The following is an 18,535-nucleotide window of genomic DNA, read 5'->3' on the forward strand; positions in this document are numbered from 1 at the left end:
AATCCGTTTTATCCGCGTTCAATTAAAAATATGAAAATAGCAGTAATTGGTGGTGGTCCAGGAGGACTTTATTTTTCGATATTAACTAAAAAAGCGATGCCTCATTGGCAAATAGACATTTATGAACGTAATAAAGCGGACGATAGTTTTGGATTTGGCGTTGTGTTTTCCGATGAGACATTAGGAGAATTCTTAAAACGCGATATGCAATCGTATGAATTAATTCGTAGTAAATTTGCCTATTGGGACGATATTGTTGTAGCACGTGATGGAGAATCTGTAAGTATTGCTGGTAATGGTTTTTGCGGTTGCTCTAGAAAAACGCTTCTACAGTTGCTGCAACAAAGATGTCTTGAAGAAGGTATAAACCTTCATTTTGAACAAAATGTCGATGATTTATCACAATTCGAAGATGCCGATATTATTGTGGCTTGCGACGGAATTGCAAGTGGAATTCGTACTAAATATGAAAAAGATTTTGGTACAAAAATAGAAATGAAAAAAAATCGTTTCGTTTGGCTAGGATCTACAAAACCTTTAGACGCTTTTACTTATTTCTTCAGAACTACAGAATTCGGAACTATTGTAGCACATTCCTATCAATATGAAGAAGGAATGAGTACTTGGATTTTTGAATGTTCCGATGAAACTTGGCAAAAATTTAATTTTGAAGTCACCAATGAAGAAGATACTATTGCTAAAATTTCAGAAATCTTTAAAGATGAATTAGATGGTCATCCACTAATTTCAAATAAATCACATTGGCGTCAATTTCCACATGTAACCAATGAGAATTGGTATCATAAAAATATCGTTTTGTTAGGTGATGCCAAAGCCACAGCGCATTATTCCATCGGTTCTGGAACAAAATTAGCTATGGATTGCGCCATCGGACTTTCTGATGCGGTAATTGCAAATCCAAATGATGTGCAAACTGCATTTCAACAATATGATAAAACTAGGAGAAATACAGTCGAAATGATTCAATATGCGGCATTAGTGTCGCTAGACTGGTTCGAAAATATGGATAGAAATAACCAACATCCTTTTCAACAATTTGCTTTCGGATGCATGACACGTTCTAAAAAAGTAACTTTCGAAAATTTGTGTTTACGAGATAAATCATTTACAGACAAAGTTTTAGAAGAATTTAATAACAATAATCATGTTGATGACAAAATCCAACCAGCAGCATTTTCAAAATTTAAACTTCGTGATTTAGACTTACAAAACCGAATTGCAATGTCTTCTATGGGACAATATTCTGCTGAAAACGGATTGGTAAACGACTGGCATTTCCAACATTACACTTCAAGAGCAATTGGTGGTTTAGGTTTAATTTTAACAGAAATGACAGCCATTTCTGAAACAGGAAGAATTACAGAAGGTTGTGCCGGAATTTATACTGATAATCAAATTAAAGAATGGAAACGAATTAACAATTTCATTCATCAACATACACAAACAAAAATCGGAATTCAATTAGGACATTCTGGACGAAAAGGCGCTACAAAAAAACCTTGGGAAGATACTTTTACTGGAACAAGTTGGGGATTACTTTCCGCTTCTGCTATTCCTTTTAACGAAAGTGCACTAACTCCAAAAGCGATGACTTTAGCCGATATGGATTTGATAATTTCTCAATTCGTACAAGCAACAAAAAATGCTAATGATGCTAATTTTGATATGATAGAATTACAAGCACATCACGGATTTTTATTAGCTTCTTTCTTATCTCCATTAACAAATAACAGAACTGATGAATTCGGTGGAAGTAACGAAAACCGATTAAAATTTCCATTACGCGTTTTTACAGAAATGCGAAACGCTTTCCCAAAAGAAAAACCAATGTCTGTACGAATTTCAGCAACAGATTGGGCAGAAAACGGAATTTCATCAGCAGATGTAATTGCAATTTCTGAAGCTTTTAAATCAGCTGGTGCTGATATTATAAATGTTTCTACTGGAAATACAGTGGCCAATCAAAAAACTCAAACAGGAAGAATGTGGCAAACACCTTTTTCAGATGCGGTGAGAAATACAGTTCATATTCCAACCATAACGGCTGGTTATATTCAAGATATTGATCAAATAAATACGATAATTCTAAACGGAAGAGCAGATTTAGTAGCTTTAGGAAGACCTTTATTATTAGATGCGAATTTTGTAAGAAATGCTCAAGCTTACGAACAATTTCAACCAACTGATATTCCAAATCAATACAAAATGGGAATTTCACATTTGTATCCGTTAAAAGCCTCTGAAAGAAAACAGGTTGAAGGAATGAAAAAGGCATTGAAACCAAAGAGTAATTAGAAGTAATTAGAAATTATGAAACATTACGAAGATAATTTCGCTCACAATAGTTTACCAAGTTTGGACTTACAACCAGAATATAAATTCTTGGGTTTACCACAATTCAATCGTCCAGAAATGCTTAATTGTGTGGAAAAATTACTCGACAATCATATAGCTGAAGGTCGTGGAAACAACATTTGCATCAGAACTTTCGAGGAAACTTGGACATATCAGGATTTATACGAAAAAGCCAATCAAATAGCACATGTTTTAGTCGAAGATTTAGGTTTAAAATCAGGAAATCGTGTATTGATTCGTTCGGCTAATAATCCAATGATGGTCGCTTGCTGGTTTGCAGTGTTAAAAGCTGGCGGAATTGTTGTCGCAACTATGCCTTTGTTACGTTCCAAAGAATTAACTACAATTATAGATTGCGCCGAAATTTCTCATGCTTTTTGCGATAGCAATTTATCTGATGAAATGAACTTAGTAAAGTCTAGTTTTCTAAAAAAGGTTTGTTATTATAAAAATTCCGATTTAGAGAAGTTGATGGAAACTAAACCAAAAACATTTCATAATTTTCATACCAAAGCAGATTCAGTTGCCCTAATTGGTTTCACTTCAGGGACTACAGGTCTGCCTAAAATGACAGCACATTATCACAAAGATATTCTTAATATTTGTGAAGCTTTCCCACAATATTCATTACAACCAACTGAAATCGATGTTTTTACAGGAAGTCCACCTCTAGGTTTTACGTTCGGATTAGGCGGATTGGTTTTATTTCCCATGTATTTTGGCGCTTCCACATTTTTAATCGAAAAACCAAGTCCAGATTTACTTTTAAAAGTCATTGAAGAATACAAAATAACGATTTGTTTTACAGCTCCAACAGCTTGGAGAATTATCACTACAAAAGTGAATAAATTTAATGTTTCCAGCTTACGCAAATGTATATCTGCTGGAGAAACATTACCCTTAAAAGTTTGGCAAGATTGGTATAATGCTACAGGATTAAAAATCATAGACGGAATCGGTGCTACCGAAATGCTACATATTTTTATTTCATCTAACGAAGAAAATATGAAACCAGGATCAACTGGTATAGCAATTACTGGTTATGAAGCTAAAATTATTGATATAAATGGTGATGAAGTTTCAAGAAATGAACCAGGAAGATTAGCCGTTCGTGGAATTACTGGTTGTAAATACTTAAACCGAGAAGACAAACAACGAGAATATGTAGAAAACGGTTGGAACATCACTGGAGATATTTTCCGTCAAGATGAAGAAGGTTATTTTTATTTTGTGGCTCGCGGTGACGATATGATTATTTCTTCGGGGTATAATATTGCTGCAATTGAAGTAGAAAGTGTACTTTTAACCCACGAAGATATTCTAGAATGTGCAGTAGTAGGATTACCAGATGAAGAACGAGGAATGCTAGTTTGTGCACACATTGTTTTAAAAGAAAATGACAAAGCAAACGATGAATTAACTAAAACTATTCAACAATGGTTCAAAGAAGTAGCTGCTCCATATAAATATCCAAGAGTAATTAATTTTGTAGAAGAATTGCCAAAAACTGAAACTGGAAAAATACAACGATTTAAATTAAAATAAACAATAATGAGAAAAGCATTTTTAGTCATAAGTATCACCATTTTATCATTAACAGGAATATTAATTTACGTAAATTGGAAGTTTAGTTTTCTATTATTGATATTTATTCCATTAATTATAATGGGATTATATGATATGTTTCAGTCTAAAATTACTATTCGCAGAAACTTCCCACTTTTAGGAAGAATGCGTTATTTATTACAATCGATTGGTCCTGAAATGCGTCAATATTTCATTGAAACCGATTTAGATGGAAAACCATTTAATCGTTTACAACGAGATTTAGTATACCACCGAAGTAAAAAAGAAACTGACTCTATGCCTTTCGGGACACAACTTGATGTGTATCAAGAAGGTTACGAATGGATTAATCATAGTATTCGTTCTATACCTTTCTCGCAAGTAAACGAAAACCCGAGAGTTCATATTGGATCATCTCAATGTACAAAACCTTATGATGCTAGTTTGTTTAATATCAGCGCGATGAGTTTCGGTTCATTAAGTAAAAATGCCATTTTAGCGTTAAATAATGGCGCAAAACAAGGAGGGTTTTATCATAATACAGGCGAAGGCGGATTATCTCCTTATCATTTACAAGGTGGTGATGTAGTTTGGAATATTGGAACTGGTTACTTTAGTTGTCGTACACCTGATGGCAAATTTAACTATGATGAATATATAAAAAGAGCCACTTTAGATAATGTAAAAATGATCGAAATAAAATTCTCGCAAGGTGCAAAACCTGGTCATGGCGGAATTTTACCCAAAGAAAAAGTAACTGACGAAATTGCTGCTATACGTTTAGTTTCTAAAGGTCAGGATATTTTATCACCACCTAGTCATTCTGCTTTTACAACACCTTTAGAATTAATGGATTTTGTAAAATTACTACGAAAAGGTTCTGGCGGAAAACCAATTGGAATGAAAATTTGCATTGGCAATAAATCAGAATTTTTGTCTATTTGTAAAGCAATGGTCGAAACCCAAACCTATCTCGATTTTATCACTGTAGATGGTGGCGAAGGTGGAACTGGAGCAGCACCACAAGAATATTCAGACCACGTAGGAATGCCTTTACGTGATGCCGTAGCCTTTGTTTATGATGCTCTAAACGGGTACGGAATAAAAGACCAAATCAAAATTATTTGTAGCGGAAAAGTTATTACTGGATTTGACATCATCAGAAATCTTTCTCTTGGTGCCGATTTATGTAATTCGGCGCGTGGAATGATGTTTGCACTCGGCTGTATTCAAGCACTAGAATGTCACGCAAATACTTGTCCGACAGGTGTTGCTACACAAAATCCAGAATTAATGAAAGGATTAGTTCCAGAAGAGAAAAGCGTTCGAGTAGCAAGATTTCAGCACGAAACCGTAAAAAGCGCGATGGATCTAATGGCATCAGCCGGAATAGATCATCCAGACAAAGTCGACCGATCAGTTGTCAGCACAAGAGTTCATCTTGGTAAAACACAAACTTTTGAAGAAACATATCCAGAAATAAAAACAGGCTCATTATTAGACGGAAGTACCGTTCCCAATGAACTTTTTAAAGTTTGGAAAAAAGCAAGTGTAGATAAATTTTAGAAGCTATTTCCAGCTTTACACTGCAATCTTTTTATTTTTAAAGAAAAAATAAAAAGGATTTCCGTTTCAATCTGGGCTAAAATTTTAGTAAAGAACAATGATTAAATAAAATCTGTGCTAATCAGTCTAATCTGTGGCAAAAAATAAAGAATATGAACCAACCGTTTATAAAACAAGAAAAAATCCGTTTCAAACACATCGACTACGCAGGAATAGTTTTCTATCCGCGTTTTCTAGAAATGCTAAATGACTTAGTAGAAGATTGGTTCGAAGAAGCATTAGACAGACCATTTTCTAAAATGCACGAAACCAATGGAATTCCAACGGTCGATTTGAAAGTACAATTTAAAAAAGCGGCCCGATTAGGAGAAATTCTAACCAAAAAATTATGGGTAAAAAATCTTGGTAGCGCATCAATTTTATGTGGATTTTCATTTGAAGATGAACAAGGAAAAACTTGTTTAGAAGGTGAGGTTACTTTGGTAAATATTGTTTTTCAGGAAAATAAAAACGATATCAAAGCAGAACCTTTTAACGAGGAAATGAAAGAAAAAATTTCAAATTTCATTCAAAATGATTGAATTTAAAACATTTATGAGTTTAACTGATTCTTCTGTTGCCGAAGAAATGATTCAGATTTTGAAAGTAAATAAAATTGCTTTCAAAATACAGGATACGTCAAAAGATTTTGATGCTACTTTTGCTAATAATACAGCACAGGATTCTATACTTATTATGCTTAATCCCAATGATTTTGATAAAGCTTCTAGAATACTGGATGAGAACATGCAGTTTAATATTAATGAAATTGATTCTCTTCATCCACTTTTTTCTTTCACTATAGATGAACTAAAAGATGTTGTGAAAAATTATGATGAATGGCATCCTTTAGATGTTAAATTGGCTAAGCATCTTTTAAAAAATGAGAGTATAACCGTTGAAGATTCCGAAATTATTGACAAACAACTTCAAAAAGAAATTAAATCCCAACAACCTGAAAAATCAAATTCATTAACCCTTATTATGGGTTACGGTTTTTGTATAATGGGTGGCTTAGCGGGAATTGGAATTGCAATATTCTTATTAACTGGAAAAAGAACTATGACAGATGGTTCAAAAAAATATATTTACTCAAAATCTGATAGAGTTCACGGTGTATATATGCTTATTGCTGGCACTGCTGTTTTTCTTTCATTATTTATTTTAAATTAAATCGACAATGGAATTCAAAAAATTTAAAGCAGCAACCGTTCAAACTTCACCTGTTTTTCTAAACGTTGAAAAAACAGTTGAAAAAGCGATTACATTTATCAAAGAAGCCAGTCAAAATGGAGCGCAATTAATTGCTTTTCCAGAAGTATTTGTGGCAGGTTATCCGTATTGGAATTGGATTATAACACCAGTTCAAGGTAGCAAATGGTACGAAAAACTATACAAATGTTCTGTCAAAACAGACGATGAAGCCATGCAACCTTTGTTTCAAGCAGCAAAAGACAACAACATTCACATTGTAATCGGAATTAACGAACGTGGTGATTCTTATGGTGAAATTTACAATACTAATTTAATCATTGATAATCACGGAAACTTAATCGGAAAACACAGAAAGTTAGTACCCACTTGGGCAGAAAAACTTACTTGGACTTCTGGAGATGGTTCTTCATTAAAAGTATATAATACAGAAATTGGTCCCATTGGAACTTTGGCTTGTGGTGAAAACACGAATACTTTAGCGCGTTTCACATTACTATCTCAAGGGGAATTAATTCACATTGCGAATTATATTTCGTTGCCAGTGGCACCACCAGATTATAATATGGCGGAAGCGATAAAAATTCGTGCAGCGGCACATTCTTTCGAAGGGAAATTGTTTACGATTGTTTCGTGTTCAACGATTTCTAAAGAAATTATGGAAGCGTTAAAAGATGATGTTCCGAATGTGGAAGAATTATTAACTCGTAAGAACTCCGCTTTTTCAGGCTTTATTGGTCCAAATGGCGCTGTAATCGGCGAGCCATTAATTGACGACGAAGGAATGGTGTATGCCGATATCGATTTAGAAAAATGCATTCAACCAAAACAAATGCACGACATTCTCGGACATTATAATAGATTTGATATCTTTGATTTGCGTGTAAACATTGCTCCAACTCGAAAAATCACGTTTATAGACAATCACGAGGAATTTAATAAAAGATAGCATTAAAATACTATGGAAGATAAATTTTCAGATGACCAAATTGGTCGTGCAAGAGTACAAGATTCGCCAGAATTAGTAGCGTATTACAAAGAGTTAGAAACGCTTGGCGCTGGTGCATTATGGACAGTGGCTAACGACATTGAACCTTGGGAACCAAGATCATCATCTGTTCCAATGCTTTGGAAATATGACGATTTACGTGAATTAGTTTTAAAATCATCGGAATTAGTTACACCAGAACAGGCAGGAAGACGTGTAGTTTATTTAGTAAACGATAAACGTAAAGATGTTTCTGCAGCTGTGGGTTGGTTGTATACTGGAATACAAGTGACTCGACCTGGAGAAAGTACTTCGGCGCATCGTCATCGTGCTTCTGCTTTACGCTTTATCATGGAAGGCGAACGCGGATATACTGTTGTAGATGGTAATAAAATCATGCTAGAAGTAAACGATTTTGTAATTACACCTAATTCGACTTGGCACGAACACGGAGTTGAACAAGGTGGAAAAACATGCATTTGGCAAGATGGTTTAGATATTCCTTTAGTAAATGCGCTTGAAGCCAATGATTATGCCGTTTATGATGGCAAACAACCTCTAACAGTTCCTGTTAATTATTCTCCAATATTATATGGGGGAGCTGGTTTGATCCCAGCCGATAAAACTTGGGACAAACCCTATTCACCATTATTTAAATATTCTTGGAAGAACGTATATCCAGCACTTTTAGAAGCTCAAAAAGTATCAGAAGTGAATCCTTTTGATGGAATTTTTATGCAATATTCCAATCCATTAACTGGCGGCCACGTAATGCAAACTATGGGAGCATCGATGCAATTATTGCCAGCTGGTTTCAAAGGAAAAGCACACAAACATACAGGTTCAATCGTATATCAATGTGCTAAAGGAAAAGGTTATTCTATCATTAACGGAAAAAGATACGATTGGAAAGAACGTGATATTTTCTGTGTTCCATCTTGGGCTTGGCACGAACATCACAATTTATCTGAAACGGAAGATGCTTGTTTGTTTTCGTTTAATGATTTACCTGTAATTCAATCTTTAGGATTATATCAAGAAAAAATATATGAGGAAAATAAAGGATATCAAGAAGTTACGATAATACTATAAAAAATGTTTAAAAATACAATATATCTATATTTAATTCTATTAACTATAATTTCTTGCAATTCTAAACATGAGAATATGGAACATATGAAGCCATTAACAGTTAATAAAGATTCTATAAAAGTTCCACCTTTTAAAATTCAGTTAAAGTTTTCGGACAAAGCAAATAGAACTTTAAAAAAGGAAAATGAAACTATTTTAGTTGATGTTGAATTTATAGGAACTCCTGAATCAAAAATTACTGAAAAATATAAATATGAATATTACGATGAAAACGGACAAGTTACAATTGGGAAAAAAATAATTGAAGTAACCAAACAGAGTGAAATAAAATTTGATAATTGTAAAGTATCCAAAGGCTTATTAGAATTGCTCAAAAACAAAACATATAATGTTAGAATTACTATTGTAAGTGGCAGAAAGACATCTGAGGATAATTTGCTATACTGTGATTTTATAGAGCAAAATATTGAGAAAATTAGAAATAAAACTATAAAGATAAACGGCAAGTTAATTGAGGAAGAATAAGCATTGCAAATAAAAATCGTTTACTGTAAGTTAAAGTCTAAATTTGATGTTGGCTTTGTGTTTGGAAAATCACTTATAAATCGATAGTTTTGGATAATTAATCCTCACCTTCAGTAACTGACGGGATATTCAATAATAATTTCAACAATCAATATTAAAAACCTTAGAACCTTAGTTCCTTTGCAACTTAGAACCTTAAAACATGAAACTACTTACCTACAAAACATCAGAAACAGAGCCAAGATTAGGATTTATTCATAACAATCAAGTTATTGATATGGAAGATTTTGGAGATATTTCTAATTTCCCATTACCAAATGATATGTTGGATTTAATTGATATGGGATTTGAAATTATTGCAGAAATAAATGATATGATTTCAGAAACAAGTCAAAAACAAATCGATGAAATTAGTTATGCTTTTGATGAAATTACCATCCTTGCTCCTATCGAAAAACCAAGAAAAAACATCATCGGAATTGGTTTAAATTACACCGAACACGTTGCCGAAAGCGCTAGAACATTAGATACAACAGGAAAATTACCTACAAAACCAATTATTTTTTCTAAGCCTACTACAACTGTAACTGGAACAAATACTAACATTATTAAAAACACTAAATTGACCGAACAATTAGATTGGGAAGTCGAATTGGCTGTTGTTATTGGTAAAAAAGGAAAATATGTAGCTAAAGAAGACGCATTAGATTATGTGTTTGGTTACACGGTAATTAACGATATTTCTGCACGTGATTGTCGTCGAGAAGGACAATGGATTGTATCAAAAGGGCAAGATACTTTTGCGCCAATGGGTCCAATTATAGTAACCAAAGACGAAATCGAGAATCCACACAACTTGAATTTATCATTAAAAGTAAATGGTGTTGAAAAACAAAATTCGAATACAAAATTCTTATTGTTCAATATCAATGATTTGATTGAAGATTTAAGTATCGTTTTCACTTTAGAACCAGGTGATATTATTGCTACAGGAACACCATCAGGCGTTGGAGCAGGAAGAAGCCCACAAGAATTTATGAATGATGGTGATGTGGTTGAAGCCACTGTAGAAGGAATTGGAACAATTGTGAATACAGTTAAGGAGATTTAGAAATGAAATTAAGCAATTCATTTAGCGGAGCTTTAAGGACATTTTCATACTTTATGGCAAGTGGTACTCATTACAATTTAAAGGGAATAAATTATTTAGAACTTTATGGAAATGAACCAAGTGCGATAGAACAAGTTTTTGCAATTTTTGCAAATGTTATTGAAATGAATGAGAAAGGTGAAGTTTTAAATGCAAAATATGCTGAAATAAGAGCAACAAATTATTTAAAACAATATTGTGACAATTCATTTGTTATTGATAAACCTTTTGAAGATTGGGAAATTGAGCTACATTAACACATTATTTTTAAAATGAAAAAATACAGAATAGGACAAATAGTTCCATCATCAAACGTAACGATGGAAACCGAAATACCGGCTATCTTTCGCTCACGTGAAACCATTTTACCAGAACGATTTACTTTTCATTCAAGCAGAATGAGAATGAAAAAAGTGACCAAAGAAGAGCTCGAAGCTATGGATGCCATGAGTCTTAAATGTGCTCAGGAATTATCTGATGCACATGTGGATGTTATGGGTTATGCTTGTTTGGTTGCCATTATGAGTATGGGTCGCGGTTATCATTGCGTTTCGGAAATAAATTTACATCAAGAAACTGTAGCGAACGACTTCCCTACTCCAATTGTGACTTCTGCTGGAGCATTAATCAATGGATTAAAAGTTTTAGGGGCAAAAAAAGTAGCTATTATTACACCGTATATGCGTCCGTTAACAAATATGGTTGTCGATTATATAGAACATCAAGGATTTGAAGTTGTTGATTCAATTGCTTTGGAAATTCCAGATAATTTAGAAGTCGCCGCTCAAGATCCAATGAATTTATTAGAAATTTACAAACGTTTAAACTTGGAAGGTGTTGATGTTTTAGTTGCTTCAGCTTGTGTACAAATGCCATCATTAGAAGCGATTGATTTAATTCAAAAGGAAATTGGAATTCCAGTTACTTCTGCTGCAGTTTGTACTACGTATGAAATGATGAAAAAATTAGGTATTGAAGCTAAATCTGCTATTGGTGGCGAATTATTAAGCGGAAAATATTAAAATATAATTATTAAAAAAAATCCTGAAGTTTTTGAAGCTTCAGGATTTTTTTTTAGTCATTCATCGAAATCAAAAATTCTTCGTTATTTCTGGTTTTTTTGAATCTATCATTTATAAATTCCATTGCTTCTACAGGATTCATATCGGCAAGATATTTTCTCATAATCCACATGCGTTGTATTGTTTTTTCATCAAGTAATAAATCATCACGACGTGTACTAGAAGAAGTAAGATCAATTGCTGGAAAAATACGACGATTTGCAATTTTACGATCCAATTGTAATTCCATATTACCAGTTCCTTTAAATTCTTCGAAGATAACTTCGTCCATTTTAGAACCTGTTTCTGTAAGTGCTGTTGCAATAATACTTAACGAACCTCCATTCTCTACATTACGAGCCGCTCCAAAAAAGCGTTTTGGTTTTTGCAATGCATTAGCATCTACACCTCCACTTAATACTTTTCCAGATGCTGGTTGCACTGTGTTATAAGCTCTTGCTAATCGTGTAATTGAATCTAAAAGAATAACAACATCATGTCCACATTCGACCAAACGTTTTGCTTTTTCTAACACGATATTAGCAATTTTCACGTGCTCTTGTGGTTCTCTATCAAAAGTAGAAGCAACTACTTCTCCACGCACACTACGTTGCATGTCTGTAACTTCTTCTGGACGTTCATCTATTAGTAATACTATTAAATATACTTCTGGATGATTGGCTGCAATTGCATTAGCAATCTCCTTAAGTAACATTGTTTTACCAGTTTTTGGTTGTGCTACGATCATACCACGTTGTCCTTTCCCTATTGGAGAAAACAAATCGATAATACGGGTAGAAATAGAACTTCCTTTTTCTGCCAAACGAAATTTTTCTGTTGGAAATATTGGTGTTAAGTGTTCAAAAGAAACTCTATCACGAACTACTTGCGGATCATGTCCGTTTATTTTTAGAACTCTAACTAAAGGAAAATATTTTTCTCCTTCTTTTGGAGGACGAACCACCCCTTTTACAGTGTCTCCTGTTTTTAAACCGAACAAACGTACTTGAGAAGTTGATAAATAAATATCATCAGGTGAAGCCAAGTAATTATAATCTGATGAGCGCAAAAAACCATAACCATCAGGCATCATTTCTAAGACACCTTCACTTTCTATAATTCCCTCGAACTCATAATCTGGTTCTCTAAAATTATTTTTATGTTTTGCGTTAGGATTAGGGTTTTGATTTTGATTTTTTTGATTCGGATTTACAGGTTTTTCTTTTTGAACTGGCTCTGCATTTTCTAGTGTTTCCGAAACTACTTCTTCTGTATTTGTTGGGGCAACTACAGGTTTAACTGCTTTTTTATTTCTATGTGAATTATCTACTTTAGTCACATTATTTTCGTCTTTTGTAAAACGAATCACTTTTGGTGGGCGTTGTTTTTGTATTACTTCAACAACTGGTTCACTTGGTATAGATACAGCTTCAATTTTAGGTTCTTCAAAAGAAATTATTTCTTGCTGAACTGGCTTATTTACTACTGGTTTTGGGGTAATTGGTTTTGAAACTTTAGCTTCAACAATCCTTGTTCTCTTGGGCTTTTCTTCAACAACTGGAACAATTTCTTGTGCGATTGGAGCGATTTTTTCAGGATTTGCTGCTTGATAATCTAATATTTGATAAACAAGCTCATCTTTTTTTAGCGTCTTGAATTTAGCAATTTTAGCAATTTTAGCAATTTCTTGTAGCTCAGGGAGCTTCATTTCTTTTAAAACAGAAATATCAAACATAAAATGATGTGTGAATTAATTATTGAGAATATAAATGAGAATGACTTTTTTTGAATCTTATTTTCCGAAGTATGAAGTGCTTACGGATTCCTATTGCAATATTACAAATTTTATTTCAGTAAACAATAGTTTTTTATAAAAAGAAAATATATTTTTGTGTTAATAATATAAGATTTATAATGATTCAGAGAATACAGAGTATATATTTATTACTTGCATTTATAGTAACTGGTGCGCTTACTTTCGTTTTTCATTTATGGAAATTAGAAAACGGAGAAACAGTTTATTTTATGAGTAATATAGTTTATACTATATTATTTGGATTAAGTACTGTCTTATCTTTACTTAGTTTACTTACGTTTAAAAAAAGACAACAACAATTTGTGATGAACAGATTGAATATAATATTAAACTTAATTTTACTAGGATTATTTGTGTATCGAACACTAACTGTATCTGGAGAAACTACGGTTTCGGAGAAGGGTATTGGGATGTTTCTTCCTATTGTAGCTATCTTTTTATTGGTTTTGGCCAATAAAGCCATCAAAAAGGATGAAGATCTCGTAAAATCTGTGGATCGATTAAGATAAACCTTTCATCTTAGTTTATTAGTGCGAGAAAAATCCGTTTCAAGAAATTGAAACGGATTTTTTGTTTCATCTAACTGAATTTAGTTAGATGAAAATCATTAATTCTAGGTATTTCACGTAAATTTATATTCATATATATTTGAAAACTTTAATATCACAATGGAAAATAAAATTAAAATACATTTAGCAGATGACCACCAGGTACTTATAGATGGTATACTGGCAGTACTAAAAACAAACTCAATGTTTGAAGTAGTTGGATTCTCTTTAAATGGAGAAGGTCTAGTAGAAAGGGTGGCAAGAAACAAAGCCGATATCCTAATCATGGATATAAATATGCCCGAAAAAGACGGTATACAAGTATTACGAGAAATGAATGAAGTAGGATTTACTTGTAAAGTGATTGTTTTATCTAGTTACGATGATGCCAAACTAATTAAAGAAGTAATTAAATTAGGAGCTAGTGGTTATCTTACAAAACAATGTGCTGGTGAAAACATTATTGATGCTATAACAACAGTTGCTTATGGCAATCAGTATTTTTCTGATGTTATAAAAGATAAGATTTTTAATATTTATACAGGAAATAATAACGACCACAATCAAGCATTAAATATTGATGATTTAATTTCTAGCATAACTACTAGAGAACTAGAAATCCTAAACCTAATTAGTCAAGAAAGAAGCGGGAAATACATTAGTGATTTACTAAATATTAGTGTAAACACAGTTGAAACGCATCGCAAAAACTTAATGAAAAAACTTAATGTAAAAAGTTCTATCGGACTTGTTGTTTTTGCAACCAAACATAATTTAATAGAAAAGTAACCAATAAAAACGTAATACTATGACCTATGACATGCTAGGAGTGTTTTCTTTTGACGAAGTAAACACCGAAAATTTTCAGCTTTCTTTTGAAATTCCTGACAATTGTAATTATGAATTCACTGCTGCTGCAGGAGTATGCACAATTGCTATAAAATTAAATCCAGGACAAAACGAACCTTCTAAAAATTTTGTAAATTGTAAAGAAACTTCTGTGATCATTAACAAAAAAGCAACAGCAAATTTTGAACAATATCAAAAATCTGGGGTTACAATTAAAAAGCCAAATATCACCATTGGTTTTTAATAAAACCACATATAATAAGACATTAGCTTTAATTTTTTTAACTGCTAGTCAGTTCTGTTTTGGTTTTCAAAGTTTGAAAACCAAAACAGATTCTGTGTCTTATTATATAGAAAAAAATAATTTTATAAAAGCATTAAACTATGCTCACAAAAAATCAGAAAATTATTTAGCCACTAAAAATTATAATGCTTATTGCGACATCATGATTCAAAAATCTGAGATTTATAGAGGGCTTAATGATATCGAGAATACAATAAAAATACTTTATGAAGCAAGAAATATTGCTGAAACAAATAACTTATTAGAAAAGCAAGCATTAATATATAGAGCTATTGGTAATGTTAATGGAATAATTTTCGAATACAGTAAAGCAAAAAAATACCTACATAAAGCTAATAAAATAGCTTTAAAACTAAACGACAACAGTTTATTAATAAAAGTGAATCAAGGTCTTTTTAAAATATTCATGGAGACTGAATCTGATAGTGCTTTATACTATTTAAACAAAACAGATTATTATACTAAAAAACTAAAAAGTCCAATTGAAATTGCTGGCACTCAAGCTAATTTTTATTCATACTATACTTCAAAAAACGATAATATAAAGGCAAAAAAATATTTAGATAGTTCTTATAGTATTGCATTAAAAATAGGAGACAAAACTTTAATCTCCAGTTCTAAAAACAACTTAGGTGTTTATTATATGACTGTAGAGAAGGATTTTAAAAAAGGTAAACAACAATACCTCGATATTATAAAAATGTTCCCTAACAAGGAAAACTCAACTGCTCTTTCTAATGCTTATTTGAATATATCTTACGCTTACGAAAAATTAGGGGATTATAAAAACGCTTACTTATATAACAATAAGTTTTTAGAATTACAAGACGAAAAATATACAAGTAAATTAGCTAAATCTAATCAAGAACTTGAAATAAAGTATGCCATAAATAAAGTTGAAGAAGAATTTAAAGAAAAAGAAAAGACAATCAATGAGAAACAAGACAAAAATCAAAAGTTATTGTTATTATTTGCTTCATTGTTTATTTTAGCTGGATTTATTTTTTATTTCTACTATCAAAATTTATTATTAAAACAAAAAAGCAAACTAAAAGATATTGATAACAAACTACAATACAAAATTATTAGCGCTACACTTGATGGACAAGATCAAGAGCGAAACAAAATATCAGGTGTTTTACATGATCATGTGAGTGCCGTTTTATCATCGGTAGGATTACATCTATCAGCTTTTGAAAGTGGTTTGACAAAAGATCAAATTAGCGATTTGAAGAAAACGCGATCTTTGCTAAAAGACGCTCATGACAAAGTGAGAGATTTATCGCATGAACTAGTTCCTCCATTATTAGTTAAATTTGGTTTGCCATTCGCTTTAAAAGAATTATGTGCAAATAATTCTAACTCACTAATCTCATTTAATTTTCGCTCGACTCTTGCAAAAGACAGAAGATACAATCCTGAATTTGAAACAAAAATATTTTTTATAGTTTCAGAATTGCTAAACAATGTCATGAAACATAGCAAAGCTTCAAAATCTAAATTATCACTCGAAGAAATTGAAGGAAATTTATACATTATTATTACAGATAATGGCATTGGTTTTAATGCAAAAAACATTAGTGTATCTAATGGTTTTGGTATCACTCAAATTCGAGCAAGGATAAGAAATATGAAAGGTGATATGAAAATCAAATCAAAAATTGGAGATGGAACTGTAATTAATATAAAAGTTAGTATCCTTTAAATTATTTATTTCCCAACTCTATAATTTCTAAATCTTTTATTTTATCCCCTTCAATAACAAAACGCAGCATGGTTCTCACAGTATGAAAACCACTCTTTCCACAAGCTCCAGGATTCATATGCAATAAATTAAGTTTTTTATCAAATTGTACTTTTAGTATATGAGAATGTCCGCAGATAAATAATTTTGGCGAATTTTGTTGTAATTCTTCTCTAATATTTGGGTTATATTTTCCAGGATAACCACCAATATGAGTTATCCAAACATCAACATCTTCACACATAAAACGATTGTGTAGAGGAAATTCGAGTCTTGCTTTTGCATCGTCAATATTACCAAAAACAGCTTTTAATGGTTTTATTTTCTTAATAGCATCAGTTACATCGAGATTACCAATATCACCTGCATGCCATATTTCATCTGCAAGATTTACATATTTTAAAATAGCCTCGTCAATGTGACTATGTGTATCGGAAAGTAAGAGAATTTTTTTCAAAAGAGAATTTTGTTTGAAACTAGCTTACAAAGCTATACTAAATATTTAAAATTAGTATATTTGTCACAATGAAAAAAGTATATTTAGATAACGCTTCTACAACGCCACTTCGTCCAGAAGTTATTGAAGAAATGGTTCAAGTTTTAATGAATGATTACGGAAATCCGTCATCAACTCACGCATTTGGCCGACATTCAAAAAACTTAATAGAGCTTTCTAGAAAAAGTATTGCAAAAAATCTTAACTGTTCTGGACAAGAAATCATATTTACATCATGTGCAACTGAAGCAAATAATTTTATTATTCAGTCTTGCATTCGAGATCTAAAAATAGAAAGGATAATTACAAGTAAAATAGAACATCATGCTGTTTTACACACGATTCAAATTCTGCAAAAAACATATAACATCCAGGTAAATTATGTAAATATTTTAGATTCTGGAGAAATAGATTTAGTTCATCTTTCTCATTTATTAGCATCGGAAAATAAGACTTTAGTAAGTTTAATGCATGTAAATAATGAGATTGGGACTGTTCTTAATCTTAGTAGAGTGGCAAAAATATGCAAACAATACCAAGCATATTTTCATACTGACACTGTACAATCTATTGGGAAAATAAAATTTGACTTGCAAGAAATACCAATAGATTTTCTTGTTGCGGGCGCACATAAATTTTATGGCCCAAAAGGAATTGGTTTTGCATTTATACGAAAAGGAATTGTTTTAAATCCAATATTATTAGGAGGCGAGCAAGAAAAAGGAATGAGAGCAGGAACAGAAAGTGTACATAATATTGTAGGAATGTCTAAAGCTTTAGAGTTATCTTATTTGTATTTAGAAGAAGAAAGAAAACATATTACTGAACTCAAAGAATATACAATATCACAATTAGAATTTCATTTTTCAGGAGTGAAATTTAATGGAAATACGAAAGATACATTTTATAATATATTAAATATTATTTTACCGTTTTCTGAAGAAAAAACTTCGATGATTTTATTTAATTTAGATATGAAAGGAATTGCCGTTTCACGCGGAAGCGCATGCCAGTCAGGAAGTATAAAACCGTCTCATGTTTTGGCAGAAATTTTATCGGAAGAAGATTTAAAAAAGCCAAGTTTACGAATTTCTTTTAGCCATTATAATACAAAAGAAGAAATAGATTATTTGATTGAAAATTTAAAATTATTATAAGATAATTTAATTTCCGTATATTTTATTCCATTTAACATATACTTTT

Annotated in this window: 18 protein-coding genes; 16 read left to right on the forward strand and 2 right to left on the reverse strand. The window is 31.9% G+C overall.

Features of this window, described 5'->3' with window-relative positions; genetic code table 11:
- Positions 1-30 precede the first annotated feature (30 nt).
- The 11 genes from ACKVOV_RS01365 (at position 31) to ACKVOV_RS01415 (ending at position 11,536) form a co-directional block, all read left to right on the forward strand.
- Positions 31-2,316 (forward strand): bifunctional salicylyl-CoA 5-hydroxylase/oxidoreductase, encoded by a 2,286-nt coding sequence (locus tag ACKVOV_RS01365; protein ID WP_409204983.1) that lies wholly within the window; start codon positions 31-33, stop codon positions 2,314-2,316.
- Between the two features lie 15 nt (positions 2,317-2,331).
- Positions 2,332-3,921, forward strand: a complete 1,590-nt coding sequence (locus ACKVOV_RS01370) for an AMP-binding protein (protein ID WP_409204984.1) — start codon at positions 2,332-2,334, stop codon at positions 3,919-3,921.
- A 6-nt stretch (positions 3,922-3,927) separates the two neighbouring features.
- Positions 3,928-5,508, forward strand: coding sequence for an FMN-binding glutamate synthase family protein (locus ACKVOV_RS01375; RefSeq protein WP_409204985.1), 1,581 nt, complete (start codon positions 3,928-3,930; stop codon positions 5,506-5,508).
- Positions 5,509-5,660: 152 nt separating this feature from the next.
- Positions 5,661-6,089 (forward strand): acyl-CoA thioesterase, encoded by a 429-nt coding sequence (locus ACKVOV_RS01380; RefSeq protein WP_409204986.1) that lies wholly within the window; start codon positions 5,661-5,663, stop codon positions 6,087-6,089.
- A 13-nt stretch (positions 6,090-6,102) separates the two neighbouring features.
- Positions 6,103-6,720: a hypothetical protein gene (locus ACKVOV_RS01385; RefSeq protein ID WP_409204987.1), complete on the forward strand. Its 618-nt coding sequence runs from the start codon at positions 6,103-6,105 to the stop codon at positions 6,718-6,720.
- 7 nt (positions 6,721-6,727) lie between these two features.
- Entirely contained in the window at positions 6,728-7,708 is a 981-nt protein-coding gene (locus tag ACKVOV_RS01390) for a carbon-nitrogen hydrolase family protein (RefSeq protein WP_409204988.1), read from the forward strand.
- 12 nt (positions 7,709-7,720) lie between these two features.
- Positions 7,721-8,839 carry a cupin domain-containing protein gene (locus ACKVOV_RS01395; protein ID WP_409204989.1) on the forward strand — a complete coding sequence of 373 codons (1,119 nt, stop codon included), beginning with the start codon at positions 7,721-7,723 and terminating at the stop codon, positions 8,837-8,839.
- 75 nt (positions 8,840-8,914) lie between these two features.
- Entirely contained in the window at positions 8,915-9,364 is a 450-nt protein-coding gene (locus ACKVOV_RS01400; protein ID WP_409204990.1) for a hypothetical protein, read from the forward strand.
- 202 nt (positions 9,365-9,566) lie between these two features.
- Positions 9,567-10,475, forward strand: coding sequence for a fumarylacetoacetate hydrolase family protein (locus tag ACKVOV_RS01405; RefSeq protein ID WP_409204991.1), 909 nt, complete (start codon positions 9,567-9,569; stop codon positions 10,473-10,475).
- Between the two features lie 2 nt (positions 10,476-10,477).
- The gene (locus tag ACKVOV_RS01410) at positions 10,478-10,771 is read left to right on the forward strand and encodes a hypothetical protein (protein WP_409204992.1); all 294 of its coding nucleotides are present in this window, start codon (positions 10,478-10,480) and stop codon (positions 10,769-10,771) included.
- Between the two features lie 15 nt (positions 10,772-10,786).
- Positions 10,787-11,536, forward strand: a complete 750-nt coding sequence (locus ACKVOV_RS01415) for an Asp/Glu racemase (RefSeq protein WP_409204993.1) — start codon at positions 10,787-10,789, stop codon at positions 11,534-11,536.
- A 52-nt stretch (positions 11,537-11,588) separates the two neighbouring features.
- Here ACKVOV_RS01415 and rho read toward each other — a convergent pair whose 3' ends face one another.
- Positions 11,589-13,310, reverse strand: a complete 1,722-nt coding sequence (gene rho / locus ACKVOV_RS01420) for a transcription termination factor Rho (RefSeq protein WP_409204994.1) — start codon at positions 13,308-13,310, stop codon at positions 11,589-11,591.
- Positions 13,311-13,489: 179 nt separating this feature from the next.
- Between rho and ACKVOV_RS01425 the strand changes: the two genes are divergently transcribed.
- The 4 genes from ACKVOV_RS01425 to ACKVOV_RS01440 all read left to right on the forward strand — a co-directional run bounded on the left by ACKVOV_RS01425 (position 13,490) and on the right by ACKVOV_RS01440 (position 16,797).
- Positions 13,490-13,900 (forward strand): DUF4293 family protein, encoded by a 411-nt coding sequence (locus ACKVOV_RS01425; protein ID WP_409204995.1) that lies wholly within the window; start codon positions 13,490-13,492, stop codon positions 13,898-13,900.
- A 159-nt stretch (positions 13,901-14,059) separates the two neighbouring features.
- Positions 14,060-14,728: a response regulator gene (locus ACKVOV_RS01430; protein WP_409204996.1), complete on the forward strand. Its 669-nt coding sequence runs from the start codon at positions 14,060-14,062 to the stop codon at positions 14,726-14,728.
- Positions 14,729-14,747: 19 nt separating this feature from the next.
- On the forward strand, positions 14,748-15,032 hold the full coding sequence (locus tag ACKVOV_RS01435; protein WP_409204997.1) for a hypothetical protein: 285 nt from the start codon (positions 14,748-14,750) through the stop codon (positions 15,030-15,032).
- A 73-nt stretch (positions 15,033-15,105) separates the two neighbouring features.
- Positions 15,106-16,797, forward strand: coding sequence for an ATP-binding protein (locus tag ACKVOV_RS01440; RefSeq protein ID WP_409204998.1), 1,692 nt, complete (start codon positions 15,106-15,108; stop codon positions 16,795-16,797).
- A gap of 1 nt (position 16,798) precedes the next feature.
- Here ACKVOV_RS01440 and ACKVOV_RS01445 read toward each other — a convergent pair whose 3' ends face one another.
- Positions 16,799-17,293, reverse strand: coding sequence for a metallophosphoesterase family protein (locus ACKVOV_RS01445; RefSeq protein ID WP_409204999.1), 495 nt, complete (start codon positions 17,291-17,293; stop codon positions 16,799-16,801).
- Positions 17,294-17,361: 68 nt separating this feature from the next.
- Here ACKVOV_RS01445 and ACKVOV_RS01450 point away from each other — a divergent pair, with 68 nt between their 5' ends.
- Positions 17,362-18,489, forward strand: a complete 1,128-nt coding sequence (locus ACKVOV_RS01450) for a cysteine desulfurase family protein (RefSeq protein ID WP_409205000.1) — start codon at positions 17,362-17,364, stop codon at positions 18,487-18,489.
- Positions 18,490-18,535: the final 46 nt, after the last annotated feature.

The organism is Flavobacterium sp. (assembly GCF_046153165.1).
Lineage (GTDB): Bacteria > Bacteroidota > Bacteroidia > Flavobacteriales > Flavobacteriaceae > Flavobacterium.